Genomic DNA, 18418 nt, shown 5'->3' on the forward strand with positions numbered 1-18418 from the left:
GTGTAGCCAGCGCCCTTCAGCCGACGCTTTGCCTTTACTGCGTGGTCTGCGGTGTGACCAGATTCAACGCCATGCGCGCGGCCGTGGTCCGAGTCTCCACGCCCAGCTTTGCGAAGACGTGTTCCAGGTGTTTGTTGGCCGTGCGCGGGCTCATACCGAGGATATCGGCGATATCGCGATTGGTCTTGCCGACAGCGACCCAATACAGCACATCGGCTTCGCGAGGGGTCAGCCGGAACGCCTGCATCAACGCGGCGGGTCCGGGCGAACCGGGCTTGGACTGGATCACCAGCAGTTCCTCGCCGTGAGCGCCGCGACGCGGTCGGCTGACTATCAGTTGTTCCGTTGCGGTCAGCAACTCGAACGGTCCGACCTCGGGCGCCCGCAGCGCCTCCTGGAGCCAACTGCACAATGCCGCCGGCAAGCGACCCTGGGCGTCGAGCGAGCCGCGTAGCCGCGCCTGGGCAAGCGGCGTCAGCCAGAGCACTTCGCCGCTGGGGCCCACGGCGACCACAGCCTGGCCGGCCGCATCCATCGCCGCACGGGTCTGCACGACCTGGCGCGAATTGCGCAGATGCGACGCGATGCGCACCATCACTTCCGCGGGACGGATCGGCTTCGTGATGTAATCGACACCACCCGCCTGGAAGCCCTGCAGAACATGCTCGGTCTCCGTCAGCCCGGTCATGAATATCACCGGAATCGGACGGGTCTCGAGGTCTTCCTTGAGCCGTCGACAGGTCTCGAAGCCGTCGATACCGGGCATCAGCGCATCGAGGAGAATCAAATCCGGCGGCAAGCGGCGCGCGCGATCCAATGCCCCGGCGCCGTCGGTTGCCACCAGCACCGTATAGCCCGATTTGTCGAGCAGGCTGTGCAGGATGGACAGGTTTTCGGGCGCGTCGTCAACAATTAGAACGACATCGCGAAGCGGATCGGGGCGTAGCATCGGAGTGGGCCTGCAAGGTTCGGTCAAGGTGTCGCACATATTCAGCCAGATCGAAGCGCTCGACGTGCGCGCGCAAAACGCCGGTGAAAACGCCATAGGACGGGTCGAGCTGGTCGATTTCCTCGAGCTTGTCGAGGATGCCGCGCACGTACCCAAGGCTGCCCAACTCGTGCAGACTGCGCAGCAGTTCGGGGCCGGGCAGCGCCGCCTTGGTCGGCAGGGGCGAGGGCGCGGCGGCGAGTGACAGGTCGACCGACGGTGTCTGCGCCGCTACAGCGGACGTTGCCGGGACCCATCGCAGGTCAAGGCGCTCGCGGATCAATTCGAGCAGTTCCACCACATTGACAGGCTTCACGAGAAAATCCTCGTTGCGAATGCCCGCGGCGTTTTTGCGGCCCTTGTCGAAGGCATTGGCGGAGACGACGATGATCGGCGCATTGCTCATCAAGTTGGCGCGAAACAGACGCGCGGTTTCCCAGCCGTCCAGCAGCGGCATGCCGATATCGAGCAGAATCAGGTCGGGCGCGAACGACGAGACGGCCTTCAGTGCCTCGAGCCCGGAGCTTGCTTCCTGAACCTCGAAGCCCAGCGGTTCGAGCAACTTGACGTGCAGCTCACGGTCCACCCGTTCGTTGTCTACCACCAGCACCCGCCGCGTCGGACCGGCGTAGCCGCCTATGGGCAGTTTCGGGACGGCTTGAACCGGCTGCGGCTCGCGTACTTCCGGTAAGAACAGCTGGACGCGAAAGGTGCTTCCGCGGCCGATCTCGCTGTCGACGGTGAGGGTGCCTCCCATGACGTCAGCGAGCATTTTGGCGATGGTCAGGCCTAGCCCTGTGCCATTTTCCGAGCCGCCCGGGACATTGCCGCCGCGCTGGAACGGCAAAAAGATGCGAGTCAAGTCATCGGCATCGATGCCCATGCCTGAATCGATGATTTCGAAGACCGCCATCTCCCGGCGGTATTGCAACCGCAGCGTAACGTTGCCGCGATCGGTGAACTTCACCGCGTTGCCCAGAACGTTGATGAGGATCTGGCCCACCCGCTTTTTATCGGCGCGCACCGCGCAGGGCAAATTGGGAGGAGCTTCGTAATGGAAGGCGATGCCTTTTGCGCTTGCCTGCAAGCTCACCATGTCGGCCAACTGCGAGACGAATTCGGGAAAACGGACTTCCTCGAATTCCAGCGTCATTTTGCCGGTCTCGATTTTGGCGATATCGAGCAACCCGTCGATCAACGATACAAGGTGTTCGCCGCTGCGGCGGATCACCGCCAGCGCGAGATGGTGGTGTGGGGGAATGGACATATCCTGCTCGAGCATCTGCGCATAGCCGAGAATGCTGTTTAGCGGCGTGCGCAGTTCGTGGCTGATGCCGGTAACGTAGCGGCTCTTTGCCAGATTGGCTTTTTCGGCTGTCTGCTTGGCACGCTGCAACTGCGCATCGGTGCGCTGATGGGCGTCGATTTCCTCGAGCAGCAGATGCGTCTGCCGATTCGATTCCTCTTGCGCAACGCGCCGGCTTTCGGACGTCAGCACGCTCCACCAACAACCAATCCCGCTCGCGAGCGCCAGTACCGCAAACAGTTTCAGGAATGCCGTGCGCAGCAGCACATCAACGGCCGGCGAGAGTTGGTCGACAAGCACCGACTCCTGCGTATAGATCAGGCCGAGAATGGCGGCCATGATCATGGTCACCAGCAGGAACAGCAGCAGGTATTGGCCGATGCGGGTATTGAAACGGGTTGACAGGGCCTTGGGCAAAAGCCAGCGTATCGTCGCACTGGTTTGTTCGGATAGCCGTGCGCCCGGTTTGCACATGTCATGGCAGCGCGCATCCACCGTGCAGCATAAAGAGCAGATGGAACCTTCATAAGCCGGGCAGTGCGCCATGTCTTCAGTTTCGTACGCCTTGTCGCAAATGCAGCAACGAATCGACTGATAGCCTTTGCCCAGTGGAACCCCGGCGAACGCAACCGGTTGGCGCGCGATGTAGTATTTGCCACCGGTCGCCCAGGCAATCGCCGGCGCGGCAATCAGAGCGGTGGTGAGCGCGATCAGCGCCGAAAACGCGTGGGCGGTCTCCCCCAGCACGTGAGTAAACGCCAGCACCGACAGCGACGAGGCAATCAGTGTCGCGCCGACGCCCACCGGATTGACATCGTACAAATGCGCGCGCTTGAACTCGATGCCCTTTGGGCTCAGGCCAAGCGGTTTGTTGATCACCAGATCAGCCACTACCGCACCGACCCAGCTGATCGCGATATTCGCATACAGCCCGAGTACTTGTTCGAGCGCGCGGAATACGCCCAGCTCCATGAGCATGAACGCGATCAGCACATTGAACACAAGCCACACCACGCGACCCGGGTGGCTATGCGTCAGCCGCGCGAAGAAGTTCGACCATGCGAGCGATCCCGCGTAGGCGTTGGTCACATTGATCTTGAGTTGCGACAGGACGATGAAGAACGTGGTGACCAACAGCGCGCATTCCGGCGAACCGAACAAATACTTGTACGCAACCAGGTACATCTGGGTCGGCTCGACCGCGCGGTCGGGCGACACGCCATGCCGAATCGCGAGCACCGCGAGGAAAGACCCGCCGAGCAGCTTGGCTACGCCGAGAACGATCCAGCCTGGGCCGGCGCTCAGCATGCTCAAAGTCCAGCGGCGCTTGTTGAGCGAGGTCCGCTCGGGCAGAAAGCGAAGAAAGTCGACCTGCTCTCCTACCTGCGCGATCATCGAAGTGAGCACCGTCGTGGCGGTGCCGAACATCAGCAGGTCGAAGTGTCCATGCCCGCCGGCGTTGCCGCCGAAGCTGGGCAACGCTCGCAATAAGCCCGGCTCTTTCCAGATCACGGCCGCATAAGGCAGCATCAGCAACACGAGCCACAGTGGCTGGGTGACGGCTTGCAGGCGGCTGATCAGCGTAATGCCGTGGGTGACGAGCGGGATCACGATGACTGCGCAGATCAGATAACTCAGTGAAAGGGGAATCCCAAAGTACAACTGCAACGCCATCGCCATGATGGTGGCTTCCAGCGCGAAGAAAATGAACGTGAACGACGCGTAGATCAGCGATGTGACGGTCGAGCCGATGTACCCGAACCCGGCGCCGCGGGTCAGCAGATCCATGTCGACGCCGAACTTCGCTGCGTAATAGCTGATCGGCAGGCTCGTCAGAAAAATGATCGCGCCGACAAGCACGATGGCCCAAAGCGCGTTGGTGAAGCCGAAACTGACGGTGATCGAGCCGCCAACCGCTTCGAGCGCCAGAAACGAGATCGCGCCAAACGCCGTATTGGCTACCCGGAACTCGGACCACTTGCGAAACGTGCGTGGCGTGAAACGCAGCGCATAGTCTTCGATGGTTTCGTCGGCGACCCAGGTGTTGTAATCGCGCCGCACCTTGATGATGCGCTGCACGGGTGTTGCGCGGGGGACCGCGGGTTCGGGAGACTGGTTCACCAAATTGTCCGGAATCGGGCTGTGGTTAAAGCGAAGCAGCCAAGAGTTGCAAGGCGCATGCCACATGTACGCGGCGCGTGATGCAGTCATCAGCGTGCAGCACTCCGCGCGAGCGCGCACGCGCGGCGCAGACTCAAAGCGGTGCGCGACGCATCCCAAATGTCGCATTGGCGCACCGCCACAGCGCGCCCCGTCACGTTGATCGCCAGGCCGTGGCCTACGCCACGCTTGCCCGCGTCGAGCATAGCGATGTGTGCCCGACCTGCCGATACGTCATTTGACGTAGGCCTGCGCATGCGCCACGCAGGTAAGTCAAATGACGTATTCCGACCGGAAATTCGGATCCCTATTCTGCGTCAGCCGCTCAACGACCAAAGAGCCGCCGTGTCCGCGCCATGCAGGCTGGCGCGCGCACTTCGCGTCACGCCGGGCTCGCCAGCCAGACCTGAAACCCACGCAGACAAGGACCTTGAAAAATGACACAACGCTTCGACGACAACGGCGACGACCAAGCTGGCGAATCATCCGCCCGCGCAGTGCAACTCGCTTCTCCGGGCCGCCGCAAAGTCGCACTGACACTTGCTTCTCTGCCGCTTGCGATGATGGTCAAGCCATCGTTCGCTGCTGCTCCGCCGACTTCGCAAGTCAACACGACGGGCAGGGCGATCACGGATACGACGGTGACGGTCGGTCAGCTGCATTCGTCGACCGGCACGATGGCGATCAGCGAGACCGGATCGATCCGCGCCGAACGCCTCGCGATCGAACAGATCAACGCGATGGGCGGCGTGCTTGGCCGCCAGATCAAGGTGATCCGGGAAGACGGCGCCAGCGACTGGCCGACCTTTGCCGAAAAGGCGACCAAGCTGCTCGAAAGCGACAAGGTTGCCACGGTGTTCGGCTGCTGGACCTCAGCGTCGCGTAAAGCCGTGCTGCCGGTCTTCGAAAAAGACAATGGCCTGCTGTACTACCCGACCTTTTACGAAGGCCTCGAGCAGTCGAAAAACGTCTTCTATACCGGCCAGGAAGCGACCCAGCAAGTGCTGGCCAGCCTGAGCTGGTTCGCCAAGGAGAAGAAGGCCAAGACTTTCTATCTCATCGGCTCCGACTACATCTGGCCGCGCACCTCCAACAAGATCGCCCGTAAGCACATTGAAAACGTGCTGCATGGCGAAGTGGTCGGCGAAGAGTACTACCCGCTCGGCAATACCGAGTTCGGTTCGCTTATCAACAAGATGAAGTTCAAGAAGCCGGACGTGATTTTCGCGGACGTGGTGGGCGGCAGCAATGTCGCGTTCTACAAGCAACTGAAGGCTGCCGGCGTGACAGGCGACAAGCAGCTGTTGCTGACCATCTCGGTGACCGAAGATGAGCTGCTGGGTATCGGTGGCGAAAACTTCGAGGGCTTCTACTCGTGCATGAAGTATTTCCAGAGCCTGGACAACCCTGCCAACAAGAAATTCGTTGCGGCGTTCAAGGCCAAATATGGCAAGGACGCGGTGATCGGTGACGTGACTCAGGCCGCGTACCTCGGCCCATGGCTCTGGAAGATGGCCTGCGAGAAAGCCGGCAGCTTCGACGTCAACAAGGTCGTGGCGGCTTCGCCGGGTCTGGAGTTCAAGGATGCGCCAGAAGGCTACATCAAGGTTCACCCGAATCACCACCTGTGGAGCAACACGTTGATCGGCCAGGGCCAGCGCGATGGTCAATTCAAGGTTGTCTACAAGTCGGACTTGATTGAACCGAATCCGTTTCCGAAGGGCTATCAATAAAACTGAGCATCATCGCCGGCGGCGGCCATGGTTGGCGCCGGCGGGAATCGCAAGTCGATATTGCACTTTTCGATGTTCAACACCGCCTGCTCGAACGCAGGCCGCGCAGGGGATTGACCATGGCTTGGTTCTCGCAGTTCGGCGCGATCGTCGCTATGCAGGGCTTCAACGGCCTCTCGGTATTCAGCGTCTTGCTGCTGATGGCGCTCGGTCTGGCTATCATCTTCGGGCAGATGGGCGTGATCAATATGGCGCATGGCGAGTTTTTGACGATCGGCGCCTACACGACTTATGTGTTGTCGGCCTTGACACACAAATATGCGCCGGCACTGCAACCTGTCTATTTCTTTGCGGCCATCGTGGCCGCGTTCGCGGTTGCTTTCGCCTTCGGCTACCTGGTGGAATGGCTGCTGATTCGCCATCTATACCGGCGTCCACTCGACACCCTGCTGGCGACCTGGGGCCTGTCGCTTGCCATGCAGCAAACGTTTCGTTCGGTGTTCGGCTCACAGGAAGTCAGTCCGGATCTTCCGCAATGGCTAATGGGTTCACTATCGCCCTATCAGGGCCTCGACATCCCGATCAACGGCCTGATGGTGATGGTCCTTACCGTGATGCTCACGGCGATCCTGCTGCTGTTTCTGTATAAATCGCATTGGGGTGTGACGGTGCGGGCTACCACCCAGAACCGGATCATGGCCGGCGCCGTCGGGATCAACACCGGCAAAGTCGACCGCCTGACCTTTGCGCTCGGATGCGGGATTGCCGGCATAGCAGGCGCGGCCTTCACTACCGTGGGCTCGACGGGTCCGACAAGCGGTTCGCTGTATATCGTGGACACCTTCCTGACCGTGGTATTCGGCGGCGCGCAAAGCCTCTTCGGCACGATTGCCTCCGCGTTCTCGATCGCCCAGACCCAGTCAACCACAGAGTTCTTTCTGTCTGGCTCAATGGCGAAAGTGCTGACCTTGTCAGCCGTTATCGTCATTTTGATGCTACGTCCGCAAGGTCTTTTCGCACCGAAAGTGCGGCGCTAACTGTTCGATCGCAGGAGAAAGCAATGAATTCGGGATCTCTCAAGTGGCTGGGTGGGCGCTCCGGTGTGATGGGGTTCGTCTGGCTGGGTCTTCTGATACTGGTGCTGCTGCCGTTGACGCTGGACATTTTCAGGCTGAACCTGGTGGGCAAATACCTCACCTACGGGTTCGTGGCGATAGGACTGACGCTGTGCTGGGGCTACGGCGGGATCCTCAGCCTGGGGCAGGGCGTGTTCTTCGGTCTGGGCGGCTACTGCATGGCCATGTTCCTGAAGCTGGAAGCATCGGATCCGGTCAGTACGAAGATCCAGTCCACGCCGGGAATTCCAGACTTCATGGACTGGAATCAGATTACCCATCTGCCGCTGATGTGGGAACCATTCAGGCACTTCTGGTTCGCTATCGCCGCGGTGCTGGTGATACCGGCTCTGCTTGCGTTTGTCATCGGTCTCGCCATGTTCAAACGACGCGTCGGCGATGTGTACTTCGCGATTGTGACTCAGGCGATTGCCGCCATTCTGTCTATCCTGATCATCGGGCAGCAGGGGCTGACCGGTGGCGTGAACGGTATAACCGATCTGCGCACGGTGCTCGGCTGGGACATCCGCACGACTTCGGCGCACTACGTCCTGTACTTCGTCAATGCCGGCCTGCTGTTCCTGTGCATCGCGTTTGGCAAGTTTCTCCTGTCGAGCAAGCTCGGCAAGCTGCTGGTGGCGATGCGCGACAAGGAGGAGCGGGTACGTTTCTCAGGCTATGACGTTGCGGCCCTGAAGATCTTCGTGTTCTCGGTCGCCGCCGTGTTCTCCGCCATCGGCGGCGCGATGTTTTCGCTGCAGGTCGGCTTCATGTCTCCGTCGTTCGTGGGCATCGTTCCGTCGATCGAGATGGTGATCTTTTGCGCCGTGGGGGGCCGCACATCCTTGTTTGGTGCAGTCTACGGCGCGTTGCTGGTGAATTTCGGCGAGTCGTATTTTTCGGAATCGTTCCCACAACTGTGGCTATTCCTGATGGGGGCGCTCTTCATCGGTGTGGTGATGTTCTTCCCGAATGGCCTCGCTGGTCTTTATGAAAGTCATGGCAAGCAACTGCTTGCACGCTTATCGGTGAGCGGCTATCTGAAGCGTCGCGCGCTCGTGACGCTGCCGGCTTCCGATCCCGAGGCCTGACGCAGGTCTATCCGCAAAAACAGAGAACACCATGGCTAAAAAAGATTTCGTACTATCGGTCGAGGATCTGACGGTTTCGTTCGACGGCTTCAAGGCCGTGGACGGGCTGAACCTCTATGTGGACCGCAACGAAGTGCGTGTCGTGATCGGACCGAACGGAGCGGGCAAGACCACGGTACTCGACCTGATCAGCGGGAAGACGCGAGCCACCAGCGGCAGCATCAATTTCAAAGGCCTGGAATTGACGAAGATGAGCGAGCACATGATCGTGCGCGCCGGGATAGGCCGCAAGTTCCAGACTCCTTCGATATACGAAAACCTCACGACGTACGAAAACCTCGAAGTGTCGTTTCCGCGTGGGCGCAGTGTGTTCGGCGCCATCGCTTTCCGCCGTACCGCTGACGTGGATGAGCGAGTGCGCCAGATTGCGGAGGAAGTGTTTCTCACCGAGATGCTGGATCAAACGGCTGAGTTACTGAGTCACGGGCAGAAACAGTGGCTCGAGATCGGCATGTTGCTGATGCAGGATCCTGAACTGATGCTTCTCGATGAGCCGGTTGCGGGCATGAGCGTGTCGGAGCGCGAAAAGACCGCCGAATTATTGTCGCGGGTCGCCAAAAATCGGTCGGTAGTCGTGATCGAGCACGACATGGAATTCGTCAAGAACATCGCACACCGCGTCACCGTGCTGCATCAGGGCAAAGTACTGGCCGAAGGAAGCATGGAGGCCGTGCAGTCCAACCCGAAAGTGATCGAAGTGTATCTCGGGCATTGAAGCGCGATCGCGTAGCGCCCGAACGGCAACTTGGCATTCAAAAGGAACAGTTTATGTTCAACGTTACAGGACTGGTCGCGGGCTACGGTCAGAGCGAAGTGATCCATCAACTCGATCTGAGCGCGGCCACCGGCGAAATCGTCGCCGTGATGGGCCGCAACGGCATGGGTAAAACGACCTTTTTCAAATCGTTGATGGGCATTCTCACGTGTCGTGCGGGCAAGGTGGAAGTGGCCGGTGTCGACGTCGCAAAACTGCCGCCGTTCGAGCGCGTCGCGCGAGGGATTGCGTATGTGCCGCAAGGCCGGATGATCTTTTCGACGCTCACCGTGCTCGAAAACATCAAGACGGGCTTGCCGAAAGCGGCGCGGGGCAGGGTGCCGGCGGAAATCTTCGATCTCTTTCCTGTTTTATACGATATGCGCGATCGCCGCGGCGGGAATTTGTCGGGCGGGCAGCAGCAGCAACTTGCCATCGCGCGCGCGCTGGTCACCAATCCAAAAGTACTGTTGCTCGATGAGCCTACTGAAGGCATTCAGCCCTCCATCATCAAGGACATTGCCCGCTCGCTGAAAGAGATTCGGGATCTCAGGCAACTCACCATCATCGTTTCGGAGCAAGTGCTGAGTTTCACGATGGAAATTGCCGACCGTCTGCTGGTGATCGAGAAGGGCCGCTTCGTCCACGAAGATGGCCGCGACGAAGTCGATATCGCGAAGATCAGCGGCTACCTCTCTGTTTGACGTCCCAACGGATGCAAGACAAGGCGGGCGTTTATCGCACGCTGCTTACTGGAAAGGAGTGAACACGATGCTGGGTTATATGTACTACAACCGCTTCGGCCATGCCGGCTTTACCGACAGGCATAAAGGCCGCAGTGTAGCCGGCGTGCAGACCTGTGCGGTTTGCCTGCTGCGCTTCGATGCACGCGGCGGCACCTTGCCTGACGGTACGGTGCTGGAAAAAGCCGAATGGACCGCCAAAGTATGTACGCAGATCAAGGACGACACGGTCAATGGCGGCTACCAGGCCGGTTGCGCCGCATGCGTCTATCGCGCAGCTTAGATCGAGCCCGCCCGCCGTCACCGCCAACACGTTCTGATACCACGGAGAGACTACATGCAACATTTCACGATCAAGCCAGGCGTGCCGCTTGCCGAACAAGCGGAACTGGGCCATAACCGCTGGCATCCGGATATTCCGTTCCTGTCGACCGTTAAGCCCGGTGAAGAGATCATCATCGAGTCGCTCGACTTTCTGGACGCGCAAATCAAGGACAACGACAGCACTGACGATGTGCGCGATATCGACCTGACTCGCGCACATCCGCTTACCGGTCCGTTCCATATCGAAGGAGCGGAGCCTGGCGACCTGCTGGTCGTCGATCTTCTCGATATCAAACCGATCACGCCGGTGGGCTTTTCCGGCGTGTTCGCGAAGAGCAACGGCGGCGGTTTTCTCGGCGACTATTTTCCGGATGCGGCCAAGGCGATCTGGGACCTGAAAGGGCTGTACGCCACTTCGCGCCATATCCCGGGTGTGCGCATCGCCGGGTTGACGCACCCGGGCCTGATGGGCTGTCTTCCATCGACCGAATTGCTGGCCGAGTGGAATCGCCGTGAGGCGCCGCTGGCGGAGCTGGGTCTTGCAAAACCGCCGGAGCCGTCGACCGCTGTGCTGCGCGGCGTACGCGGAGCCGCCTTTGACCGGATGGCGAAAGAGGCGGCCCGCACCGTTCCCCCGCGCGAGCATGGCGGCAATACCGACATCAAGGATCTCTCGAGCGGAACCCGGATCTTCTTCCCGGTTTACGTCAAGGGCGCGGGCTTCTCGATGGGCGATCTGCACTTCTCCCAGGGCGACGGCGAAATCAGTTTTTGCGGCGCGATTGAAATGGACGGCGCGACCCATGTCGGCTTCGACCTCATCAAAGGCGGCATGGCCAAGTACAACCTCAGCGCACCGGTTTTCATGCCTAGCCCGATCAGGCCGCATTACGACCGATGGCTGACCTTTGAAGGAATCAGCGTCGAGAACGGAAAGAACTATTACATGGACGCTACGGTCGCCTATCGCCAGGCTTGCCTGAAGGCTATCGACTACCTGAAGCAGCATGGATTTACCGGGCCGCAAGCATACATGTTGCTCACCGCGGCGCCGGTTGAAGGTCGCATTGGCGGCATCGTCGATATTCCGAACTGCTCGGCCACGGTGTCATTGCCACTCGCAATCTTCGAGAAGAACATTGCACCGACCGGAATGCTCAGCGAGCGCGCGTTCTGGGGCCACAGGGACTGACGGGCAGGTCCAGAGTCAGGGCGGCGGAGTGGGCGGCTCCGCCGCGAGACGCGCAGCAATGCGCGTCCGATCTTTTTACGACTGAAGGGGAGTACGTAACATGCCGCTTTACGACATGCGTTGTCCGTCATGTGGGGGAATCTTCGAGAAATTGCTAGCGGTGTCCATGCGCGACAATGTTCTCGACTGTCCCTATTGCGAGCAACGCGTTGCGCCCGAGACGATGATCACGGCACGCAACGTGCAACTCAACATCACCGAACGGTGGAGGCCGCAAAGTCAGGCCGAGCAATTGACGGGAGCCGGCGTGCAAGGGCCCGGAACACGCGCCGAGGCGGGACGCGCGAGTGTGTTGCATGTGTGCAAGGGCGGCAATTGCAGCCTTTGCGGCTAACGGCGTAGCTGGACACCGGCCTGCAGCACGAGGCCAATCTCGCATATGGGTGGGTGAAGCTCAGCGAGACCTACACGAATGGGTTCGTCGAAGAGGCGCGGCGCAAATCGCGCCGACACCGTTGGTGCCCCGTTCCTCAACGAACCAGAAGCGCCACTAGCCATGGGCTCGCGCGAGCTCAATCGTGCAACCGGCCGGGACATCACCCCTGGATCGCAGCCAGTTTGATTAACTAAGCTTCACGTTTGCGATGTGTAATCGCGCTGACCGGCCAGATATCGTGATGGCACGCATTCGTGTCGTTGGGCATCGGGCTCGCAGAGTCGATGACGACGGCGGTTTGCGATTTCTTAAAGTCGCGATAACCTGGAGCTCGATATGAACAGCCGATTCAAACTAACCTCAATCATCGCCTTGATGGTAATTAGCGTATCCGCGAGTGCAGCGGAAAAATTCTCGGCAGAGGAATGTCACTCGTATCCCTTTGTAGCGACCAAAGCGGGGTTAACACATCGCGACATCATCCGGGAATTGTCGGAGCTCGAATCGGTTGGATACCAACCGGCCAGAAACGATCCGGAGTATCCGAACCAACTCGAGCAGGCGGAGGCGCGCCTGCATGCCAAGTTCGTTGCCGATTGCGCCCCGGCAACGCAGACGTCCGCAAAGGGGAATCAGGACACCGCGGCAAGCTCCTGACCTGTTGGCTCGGCCCACGCCCGCGCCAACTGCCTGGCGAGCTGCTTTCCGAGTAAGGATCGCGAGATTTAGTCCTCCGAATTCGATTCGCGCTACGCCTGGCCTCCGAAGATTCCGATTTCAGGGTCTGCACATCGCTGCGTCGCCGCCCACGGCATGACCTTTCTGTCACGCATCGTCATCGGCGAGGCGCGCTGCCCGAACCCTATCCGAAAGGAGCATTGCATTGGTAACGAAAGAAAAAAAATCTGACAGCGACCACGACGATCCCGATCGCTCGCGACGAAAGTGGATGGTTGGCGGCGGCGTGGCCGCAGCCGGCATGTTGCTGTCAGGCGTCGCGCAGGCTCAGAAGTCGACCGGCGGCGCTGCGACGATGGACGGGCTGCCCGTGCCGGTACCGCCGGCGGATAAGACGGCCGGGCCGATCGTCGCTGGCCGGGATTCCAGGTTGCAGGGACGCGTTGCGGTCGTCACCGGAGCGGCCCGCGGAATCGGTCGCGCCATTGCGGTCGAGTTCGCGGCAAATGGAGCGGACGTCATTGCGCTCGACATCTCGGGACCGGTCAGTCCCGCCTCTGATGCAGCACCCGCCACGCCGCAAGAGCTGGCTGAGACGGTCAGCATGATCCACGCGTATGGGCGCCGCGCCGAAGGTATTCGCGCGGACGTCCGCGACCCGGGCGCGTTGCGCGCCGCCGCTAATCGCATCGAACAGCGTTACGGAAAGATCGATATCGTGGTAGCCAACGCCGCCATTCAGTACTGGAAGCCGCTTCTGGATCTAGAGGATACCGAATGGACGGACGTCATCGACAATAACCTGAACGGGACCGCGAATACTATCCGGGCATTCGCACCCATGATGGTGAAGCGCAACTATGGCCGCATCATCGTGGTGTCTTCGATGCAGGGACGGCACGGTACGAAAGACGCAGCCAGTTATGCGGCGTCCAAGTGGGGCATCTTTGGACTGATGAAGTCGGCGGCCCTCGAACTCGGTCGCTACAACATTACAGTCAACGCCGTGGTGCCGGGGCTCGTCGCCACCGCGTTGACGCTGTACGAAAAGCGACTGACCGAAAGCGTCGGTGAGACCGGCTACCACAAAACGAACGGTTTCCTGACGCCGCAGGAGGCGTGGGACCGCCGCGCGGCAACGATGCCGCTTGGAGTCGGGTGGGTGCAGCCGGAAGACATCTCGCCTGCGGCGGTCTATCTTGCCTCGGATGCCGCCGCGATGGTCACCGGCTCCGAAATCGAAGTGACGGGCGGCGACAGCGCGAAAAGCCTATAGCGGGATAACAACGGTCCAACCGGCGCAGCTGCCGCTCGCGTATATCCGGCACAGGAAAGATAACAAGAGATAGGGGGGGGCTCACGCATAGGCGGGCTTGTGACTGACTCCGGCAAGCTAGATTTGTGTTGACTAATGTTTTGAAGTTGACCGATAGTCACTGCCGAAAAGTCCGTTACTTCCAGGCCCGTGCGTGAAAGACACAACCCACTCCCGCTCATCGCGCGCTGACCATGTTTACTTCAGCGTGCGCGACGATATCTTCGAGATGCGCCTGCTGCCCGGCGATCGTATGACCGAAGGCAGTATCGCCGAGCGCTTCGGCGTTTCGCGCACGCCGGCGCGCGAGGCGCTGCAACGGCTTCAAAGCGACGGTTTGATGCGCGGCTATGTGCGAGGCGGCTGGGAAGTCGTGCCGATCGACTTCAAGCGCTTCGAAGATCTGTACGAAATGCGCAAGCTGATCGAGACGTTTTCGGTCAGCCGGCTCTTTGGGGTCGACGGCACCTTGTCCGCGACCGCCTTGCAGATGCTCGACCGGCTCCACCGTATCTGGAACGTTCCTCACACGCAGCGGGTTCGCGACGGCCGGCAACTGGTGTCGCTCGACGAAGCCTTTCACGAGGCGCTGGTCCTCGCCGCCGGCAACGCCGAGCTGAGCGCGGCCATGCAGCGCGTGACCGACCGCATCCGCTTGGTGCGGCGGCTCGATCTCGTTTATGGCGATTGCATCGACGACACTTACGACGAGCACATTGCGATTCTCTCGGCCATCCGCGATCTTGCGGCGGACCGTGCGGTCGCGTTGCTGGGGTCGCACATACAAGGGAGCCGGGCGGAGGTACGCACGCTCACGACCGAGCGCCTGCAACGCGCCCGCACCGCATCGGAGCCTCACAGCGCTCCCTATGCACCACCGAGGTTGCGCGGCACCATCTAGCAACACGGATTCGAGCGCCTCGATTGCTCAAGCGCCTTCTGCACGCGAGCTTTGCCGGGACTCTATCCGTTGGCATGGTTCTCGCATATGCATTGGCCATGTATACAAGCAAGCCCCTGTGCCGCCAATGCCATCCGAATTCCTGAACCCGAGCCGCGCAACCCGCGGCATGGCGGTCGCGCCCCACGCGCTCGCCGCGGCCGCGACGATCGCGGTCGTCTATCCGCACATGAACAGCATCGGCGGAGATGGCTTCTGGTTGATCTCGCGTCGTTGGCTGCTGGGCCGCACCTGGGGCCAGTCGACCGACACGCTCAAGCTCGAAGCGCGTTTCGCGCCGGACACCGTCGCGCGGCTCGTAGCGCTCGGCCACGACGTCGAGACGATGCAGGCCCTATGACGAGGCAATGGGACATGCCGGCGCGATCGTTCGGTATCCAGATGGATTGATCGAAGCGGGCTACGATCCGCGCAGTGACGGGGCAGCCGCGGGCTGGTAGACGCACACGCGCGCTTTTTTCAATCAGATTGCAGGTCCGGCCCTCGCGGCCCGGAGGACGCTGCACGCCTGCCGGTCGCCGGCAGTCATTTGCTCAGTAAATGGAGTCACCATGACCACACGCTTGCAATCTTCGTTGCAACCTGTCGCATCGGCGGAACTCGGCACCACTTCGTCGGGCGCGATCCATAACCGCTGGCTTCAGCTAGCCTTGGGTCTCGTCTGCATGATGGCGATTTCGAGTCCGCAGTATGTATGGACACTGATGACCAAACCGCTCGCCGCAAAACTCGGCGTAGCGCTGCCTGAACTGCAAGTCACGTTTTCGCTGCTGATCATCTTGCAGACGTTTTTCTCGGCGTTTCAGGGCAAGCTGATCGACCGCTTCGGGCCGCGCATGCCGATCTCGATCGGGACCGCGATGGCGGGCCTGAGCTGGGTGCTGGCCTCACAGGTGCATAGCGCGCCGATGCTCTATCTGACCTACGGTGTGATCGGCGGACTGGGCACGGGCATTGTGTATGTCGGCGTAGTGGGACTGATGGTGCGGTGGTTTCCGACCAACCGCGGCTTCGCGGCCGGCGCGGTCGCGGCCGGCTATGGCATGGGTGCGATCGTCACGACGTTTCCGATTGCCACGTCGCTGCAGGCACGCGGCGTCGAAGCCACGCTGTGGATGTTCGGCATTGCCTTCGCGGTGGTCGGTCTGCTGGCTTCGCAGGGCCTACGTGTGCCGCCTTCGCACGACGCCGCCGCCGCCGCCGCTTCCGCGAGTTCTATTTCCACACGAACGGTCGCGAATTTTCGCCCGTCGCAGACACTGAAGACGCCGCTCTTCTGGCTGATGTTCGCGATGATGACCATGATGTCCACGTCAGGTCTCATGGTCACCTCGCAGATGGCCACCTTCGCCGCCGACTTCGGCGTGACCAAGGTGCTGGTGTTCGGCATGGCTGCGCTACCGCTGGCGTTGACCATCGACCGCTTCACGAACGGGCTCACGCGGCCGCTGTTCGGCTGGGTGTCGGACAAGGTGGGGCGCGAGAACACGATGTTCTTCGCGTTCGCGCTCGAAGGCGTGGCCATGGCGCTGTGGCTGCTCACGCGCGATGACGCCGTGCTGTTCGTACTGCTGTCGGGCGTGGTGTTCTTCGGCTGGGGGGAAATCTTCTCATTGTTTCCGGCGACGCTGACGGACACCTTCGGCACCCGTCACGCCACCGAGAACTACGGCTGGCTTTACATCTCGCAAGGGATTGGCTCGATTTTCGGCGGCCCGCTCGCGGCATTGCTGCATCAGCACGCGGGCAGTTGGGAGCCGGTGTTCTCCACCGCGATCACGCTCGACATCGTCACCGCACTGCTGGCCATTGCCTTGCTCAAGCCGATGCGCCGCCGCTTTCTCGCCGCGCAGCGGGGCGTTTGACGCCGCCCGCCGTCTGCCGCAATGCACACCGAACCGTCGTCGAGGAACAAACATGTCAGTTCAGCTTGCGTTACGCAATATCCGTAAATCGTTTTCGAACAAAGTCGGTTCGGTCGACGTCCTCGGCGGCCTGACCTTCGATATTCACGAACGCGATTTCGTCAGCATCATCGGGCCGTCGGGCTGCGGGAAAACCACCGTGTTCAACGTGATCGCCGGTCTGCTCGAGGCGGATAGCGGCGAGATTATCTATCGCGGGAAAAGCGTCGACGGCTTGCGCGGCAAAGTCGGCTACATGATGCAGCGCGATCTGCTGCTGCCGTGGCGTACCGTGCTGCAAAACGTGCTGATCGGACCGGAATTGTCACGTATGCCGGCTGCCGAGGCGCACGACATGGCGATGGAATACCTCAACACGTATGGTCTCGCGGGCTTCGAACATGCTTATCCCCGCATGCTGTCGGGCGGCATGCGTCAGCGCGTCGCGCTCATCCGCACGCTGATCAACGATCCCGACATCATCCTGCTGGACGAGCCGTTCTCGGCGCTGGACTACCAGACACGCCTGTATCTGGAAGGCGTGTTGATGGAAGCTGTCGACACGTTCCACAAGACAGTGGTGCTCGTCACACACGACATCGACGAAGCGGTCGCCTTGTCCAGGCGCGTGGTCGTGCTCGGCGGCCGGCCTTCGCAAGTCAAGAAAATCTATGACATCGACATCGCCGCGCGCTCGCCGATCGGTGCGCGCAGCGACCCCAACTTCGCGGGTTATTTTCATGCGTTGTGCGGCGAGCTCGATATTCAGACGGAGGTAAAGGCAGCATGACGCAGTCCGTTTCCATCGATAAATCCGCACCGGCACGGCGCGCGCCGAAGGCTCGCGGGCGTTACGCACTCGACAGCGGCTTGGGCCGCTCGCTGTTGCAACTGGCGGCCGTGGTTGCGTTCTTCGCCATCTGGGAGGGTGCGGCGCGCCTTGGCTGGGTATCGAATTTCCTCGTCGGCTCACCGTCGAAAATTCTTGCGGCGCTCGTGCGCGACATCGAATCGCAGCAGCTTTTTATCGACACCGGTTATACGCTTTTCGAAGCCATTCTCGGTTTCGTGTTCGGCACGGCGGTCGGATCGGTGTGCGGGCTCGCGCTGTGGTATTCGCCGTTCGTCGCTCGGCTGATCGAGCCATTCATCGTCGCGATCAACAGTGTGCCGAAGATCGCTTTCGCACCGATCGTCATTCTATGGTTCGGCACGGGGCTGATCTCGAAGGTCGCGCTGGCCATTTCGCTGACAGCGATCGTCGCGCTGATCGCCGCCTATGAAGCGGCCAAAGACGCCGATCCCGATTTGCAGGCGCTGCTTGTCACGCTCGGCGCGAACAAGAACGATGTCTTCATGAAAGTGGTGGTGCCGTTCACCCTGCCTTACGTGATCTCCACCTTTCGCATCAACGTCGGCTTCGGTCTGGTCGGCGCGGTAGTGGGCGAATTCATCTCGTCGGAGAAGGGCCTCGGACACATGATCTTCACGGCGTCGAGCCTGTACGACCTCAACACCGTGTGGGCGGGCCTGTTCGTCCTGATGGCGATCGGCTTCGTTCTGTACTTTTTGATCGACCTGCTCGAGCGCAAGCTGCTGCCGTGGCGGCAGGCGTCGAATACCACCACGCTCAAGGTCTAACGCATTTCCGGCAGTCC

The 18418-nt window shown here is 60.8% G+C and carries 16 protein-coding genes and 1 pseudogene; 15 read left to right on the plus strand and 2 right to left on the minus strand.

Features of this window, described 5'->3' with window-relative positions:
* Positions 1-34: 34 nt before the first annotated feature.
* Entirely contained in the window at positions 35-949 is a 915-nt protein-coding gene (locus tag BJG93_RS07280) for a response regulator transcription factor (protein WP_027197646.1), read from the minus strand.
* Positions 906-4418 (minus strand): hybrid sensor histidine kinase/response regulator, encoded by a 3513-nt coding sequence (locus BJG93_RS07285; RefSeq protein WP_051374468.1) that lies wholly within the window; start codon positions 4416-4418, stop codon positions 906-908. Before BJG93_RS07285 ends, BJG93_RS07280 begins: the two co-directional genes overlap by 44 nt.
* 473 nt (positions 4419-4891) lie before the next feature.
* Here BJG93_RS07285 and urtA point away from each other — a divergent pair, with 473 nt between their 5' ends.
* The 15 genes and pseudogenes from urtA (at position 4892) to BJG93_RS07360 (ending at position 18401) form a co-directional block, all read left to right on the plus strand.
* Positions 4892-6187, plus strand: a complete 1296-nt coding sequence (gene urtA, locus BJG93_RS07290) for an urea ABC transporter substrate-binding protein (protein WP_407675290.1) — start codon at positions 4892-4894, stop codon at positions 6185-6187.
* 119 nt (positions 6188-6306) lie between these two features.
* Positions 6307-7224 (plus strand): urea ABC transporter permease subunit UrtB, encoded by a 918-nt coding sequence (urtB, locus tag BJG93_RS07295; protein ID WP_027197648.1) that lies wholly within the window; start codon positions 6307-6309, stop codon positions 7222-7224.
* 23 nt (positions 7225-7247) lie between these two features.
* The gene (gene urtC, locus BJG93_RS07300) at positions 7248-8393 is read left to right on the plus strand and encodes an urea ABC transporter permease subunit UrtC (protein ID WP_034479356.1); all 1146 of its coding nucleotides are present in this window, start codon (positions 7248-7250) and stop codon (positions 8391-8393) included.
* 31 nt (positions 8394-8424) lie between these two features.
* Positions 8425-9168 carry an urea ABC transporter ATP-binding protein UrtD gene (urtD, locus tag BJG93_RS07305; RefSeq protein ID WP_027197649.1) on the plus strand — a complete coding sequence of 248 codons (744 nt, stop codon included), beginning with the start codon at positions 8425-8427 and terminating at the stop codon, positions 9166-9168.
* Positions 9169-9221: 53 nt separating this feature from the next.
* On the plus strand, positions 9222-9911 hold the full coding sequence (gene urtE / locus BJG93_RS07310; protein WP_027197650.1) for an urea ABC transporter ATP-binding subunit UrtE: 690 nt from the start codon (positions 9222-9224) through the stop codon (positions 9909-9911).
* A gap of 67 nt (positions 9912-9978) precedes the next feature.
* Complete coding sequence (locus tag BJG93_RS07315; protein ID WP_027197651.1) at positions 9979-10233, plus strand: hypothetical protein; 255 nt, start codon at positions 9979-9981, stop codon at positions 10231-10233.
* A gap of 54 nt (positions 10234-10287) precedes the next feature.
* Entirely contained in the window at positions 10288-11466 is a 1179-nt protein-coding gene (gene fmdA, locus BJG93_RS07320) for a formamidase (protein ID WP_027197652.1), read from the plus strand.
* A 115-nt stretch (positions 11467-11581) separates the two neighbouring features.
* Positions 11582-11860: an FmdB family zinc ribbon protein gene (locus tag BJG93_RS07325; RefSeq protein WP_231337466.1), complete on the plus strand. Its 279-nt coding sequence runs from the start codon at positions 11582-11584 to the stop codon at positions 11858-11860.
* A 378-nt stretch (positions 11861-12238) separates the two neighbouring features.
* The gene (locus BJG93_RS07330; RefSeq protein ID WP_027197654.1) at positions 12239-12559 is read left to right on the plus strand and encodes a DUF4148 domain-containing protein; all 321 of its coding nucleotides are present in this window, start codon (positions 12239-12241) and stop codon (positions 12557-12559) included.
* A 292-nt stretch (positions 12560-12851) separates the two neighbouring features.
* A complete protein-coding gene (locus BJG93_RS07335; protein ID WP_051374390.1) occupies positions 12852-13856 on the plus strand; it encodes an SDR family NAD(P)-dependent oxidoreductase in 1005 nt (334 codons plus the stop codon).
* Positions 13857-14049: 193 nt separating this feature from the next.
* Positions 14050-14796, plus strand: coding sequence for a GntR family transcriptional regulator (locus BJG93_RS07340; RefSeq protein ID WP_027197656.1), 747 nt, complete (start codon positions 14050-14052; stop codon positions 14794-14796).
* Positions 14797-15067: 271 nt separating this feature from the next.
* Positions 15068-15296, plus strand: a pseudogene (locus BJG93_RS07345) (gamma-glutamyltransferase); the annotation flags it as partial.
* Positions 15297-15407: 111 nt separating this feature from the next.
* On the plus strand, positions 15408-16721 hold the full coding sequence (gene oxlT / locus BJG93_RS07350) for an oxalate/formate MFS antiporter (protein WP_027197658.1): 1314 nt from the start codon (positions 15408-15410) through the stop codon (positions 16719-16721).
* A gap of 52 nt (positions 16722-16773) precedes the next feature.
* On the plus strand, positions 16774-17550 hold the full coding sequence (locus BJG93_RS07355) for an ABC transporter ATP-binding protein (RefSeq protein ID WP_027197659.1): 777 nt from the start codon (positions 16774-16776) through the stop codon (positions 17548-17550).
* Entirely contained in the window at positions 17547-18401 is an 855-nt protein-coding gene (locus BJG93_RS07360; RefSeq protein ID WP_027197660.1) for an ABC transporter permease, read from the plus strand. The genes BJG93_RS07355 and BJG93_RS07360 overlap by 4 nt, the downstream gene beginning before the upstream one ends.
* The last annotated feature ends 17 nt before the right edge of the window (positions 18402-18418 follow it).

Origin of the sequence: Paraburkholderia sprentiae WSM5005 (assembly GCF_001865575.2) — a bacterium.
GTDB lineage: Bacteria > Pseudomonadota > Gammaproteobacteria > Burkholderiales > Burkholderiaceae > Paraburkholderia > Paraburkholderia sprentiae.

Excerpts from the sequence above, each read along its gene's own strand:
- BJG93_RS07325 (WP_231337466.1), top strand. The coding sequence starts at position 11,582 with ATGCGTTGTCCGTCATGTGGGGGAATCTTCGAGAAATTGCTAGCGGTG.
- oxlT (WP_027197658.1), top strand. The coding sequence starts at position 15,408 with ATGACCACACGCTTGCAATCTTCGTTGCAACCTGTCGCATCGGCGGAA.
- BJG93_RS07315 (WP_027197651.1), top strand. The coding sequence starts at position 9,979 with ATGCTGGGTTATATGTACTACAACCGCTTCGGCCATGCCGGCTTTACC.
- BJG93_RS07335 (WP_051374390.1), top strand. The coding sequence starts at position 12,852 with ATGGTTGGCGGCGGCGTGGCCGCAGCCGGCATGTTGCTGTCAGGCGTC.
- BJG93_RS07280 (WP_027197646.1), bottom strand. The coding sequence starts at position 949 with ATGCTACGCCCCGATCCGCTTCGCGATGTCGTTCTAATTGTTGACGAC.
- urtA (WP_407675290.1), top strand. The coding sequence starts at position 4,892 with ATGACACAACGCTTCGACGACAACGGCGACGACCAAGCTGGCGAATCA.
- urtB (WP_027197648.1), top strand. The coding sequence starts at position 6,307 with ATGGCTTGGTTCTCGCAGTTCGGCGCGATCGTCGCTATGCAGGGCTTC.
- BJG93_RS07355 (WP_027197659.1), top strand. The coding sequence starts at position 16,774 with ATGTCAGTTCAGCTTGCGTTACGCAATATCCGTAAATCGTTTTCGAAC.
- BJG93_RS07330 (WP_027197654.1), top strand. The coding sequence starts at position 12,239 with ATGAACAGCCGATTCAAACTAACCTCAATCATCGCCTTGATGGTAATT.
- fmdA (WP_027197652.1), top strand. The coding sequence starts at position 10,288 with ATGCAACATTTCACGATCAAGCCAGGCGTGCCGCTTGCCGAACAAGCG.
- urtD (WP_027197649.1), top strand. The coding sequence starts at position 8,425 with ATGGCTAAAAAAGATTTCGTACTATCGGTCGAGGATCTGACGGTTTCG.
- urtC (WP_034479356.1), top strand. The coding sequence starts at position 7,248 with ATGAATTCGGGATCTCTCAAGTGGCTGGGTGGGCGCTCCGGTGTGATG.
- urtE (WP_027197650.1), top strand. The coding sequence starts at position 9,222 with ATGTTCAACGTTACAGGACTGGTCGCGGGCTACGGTCAGAGCGAAGTG.
- BJG93_RS07360 (WP_027197660.1), top strand. The coding sequence starts at position 17,547 with ATGACGCAGTCCGTTTCCATCGATAAATCCGCACCGGCACGGCGCGCG.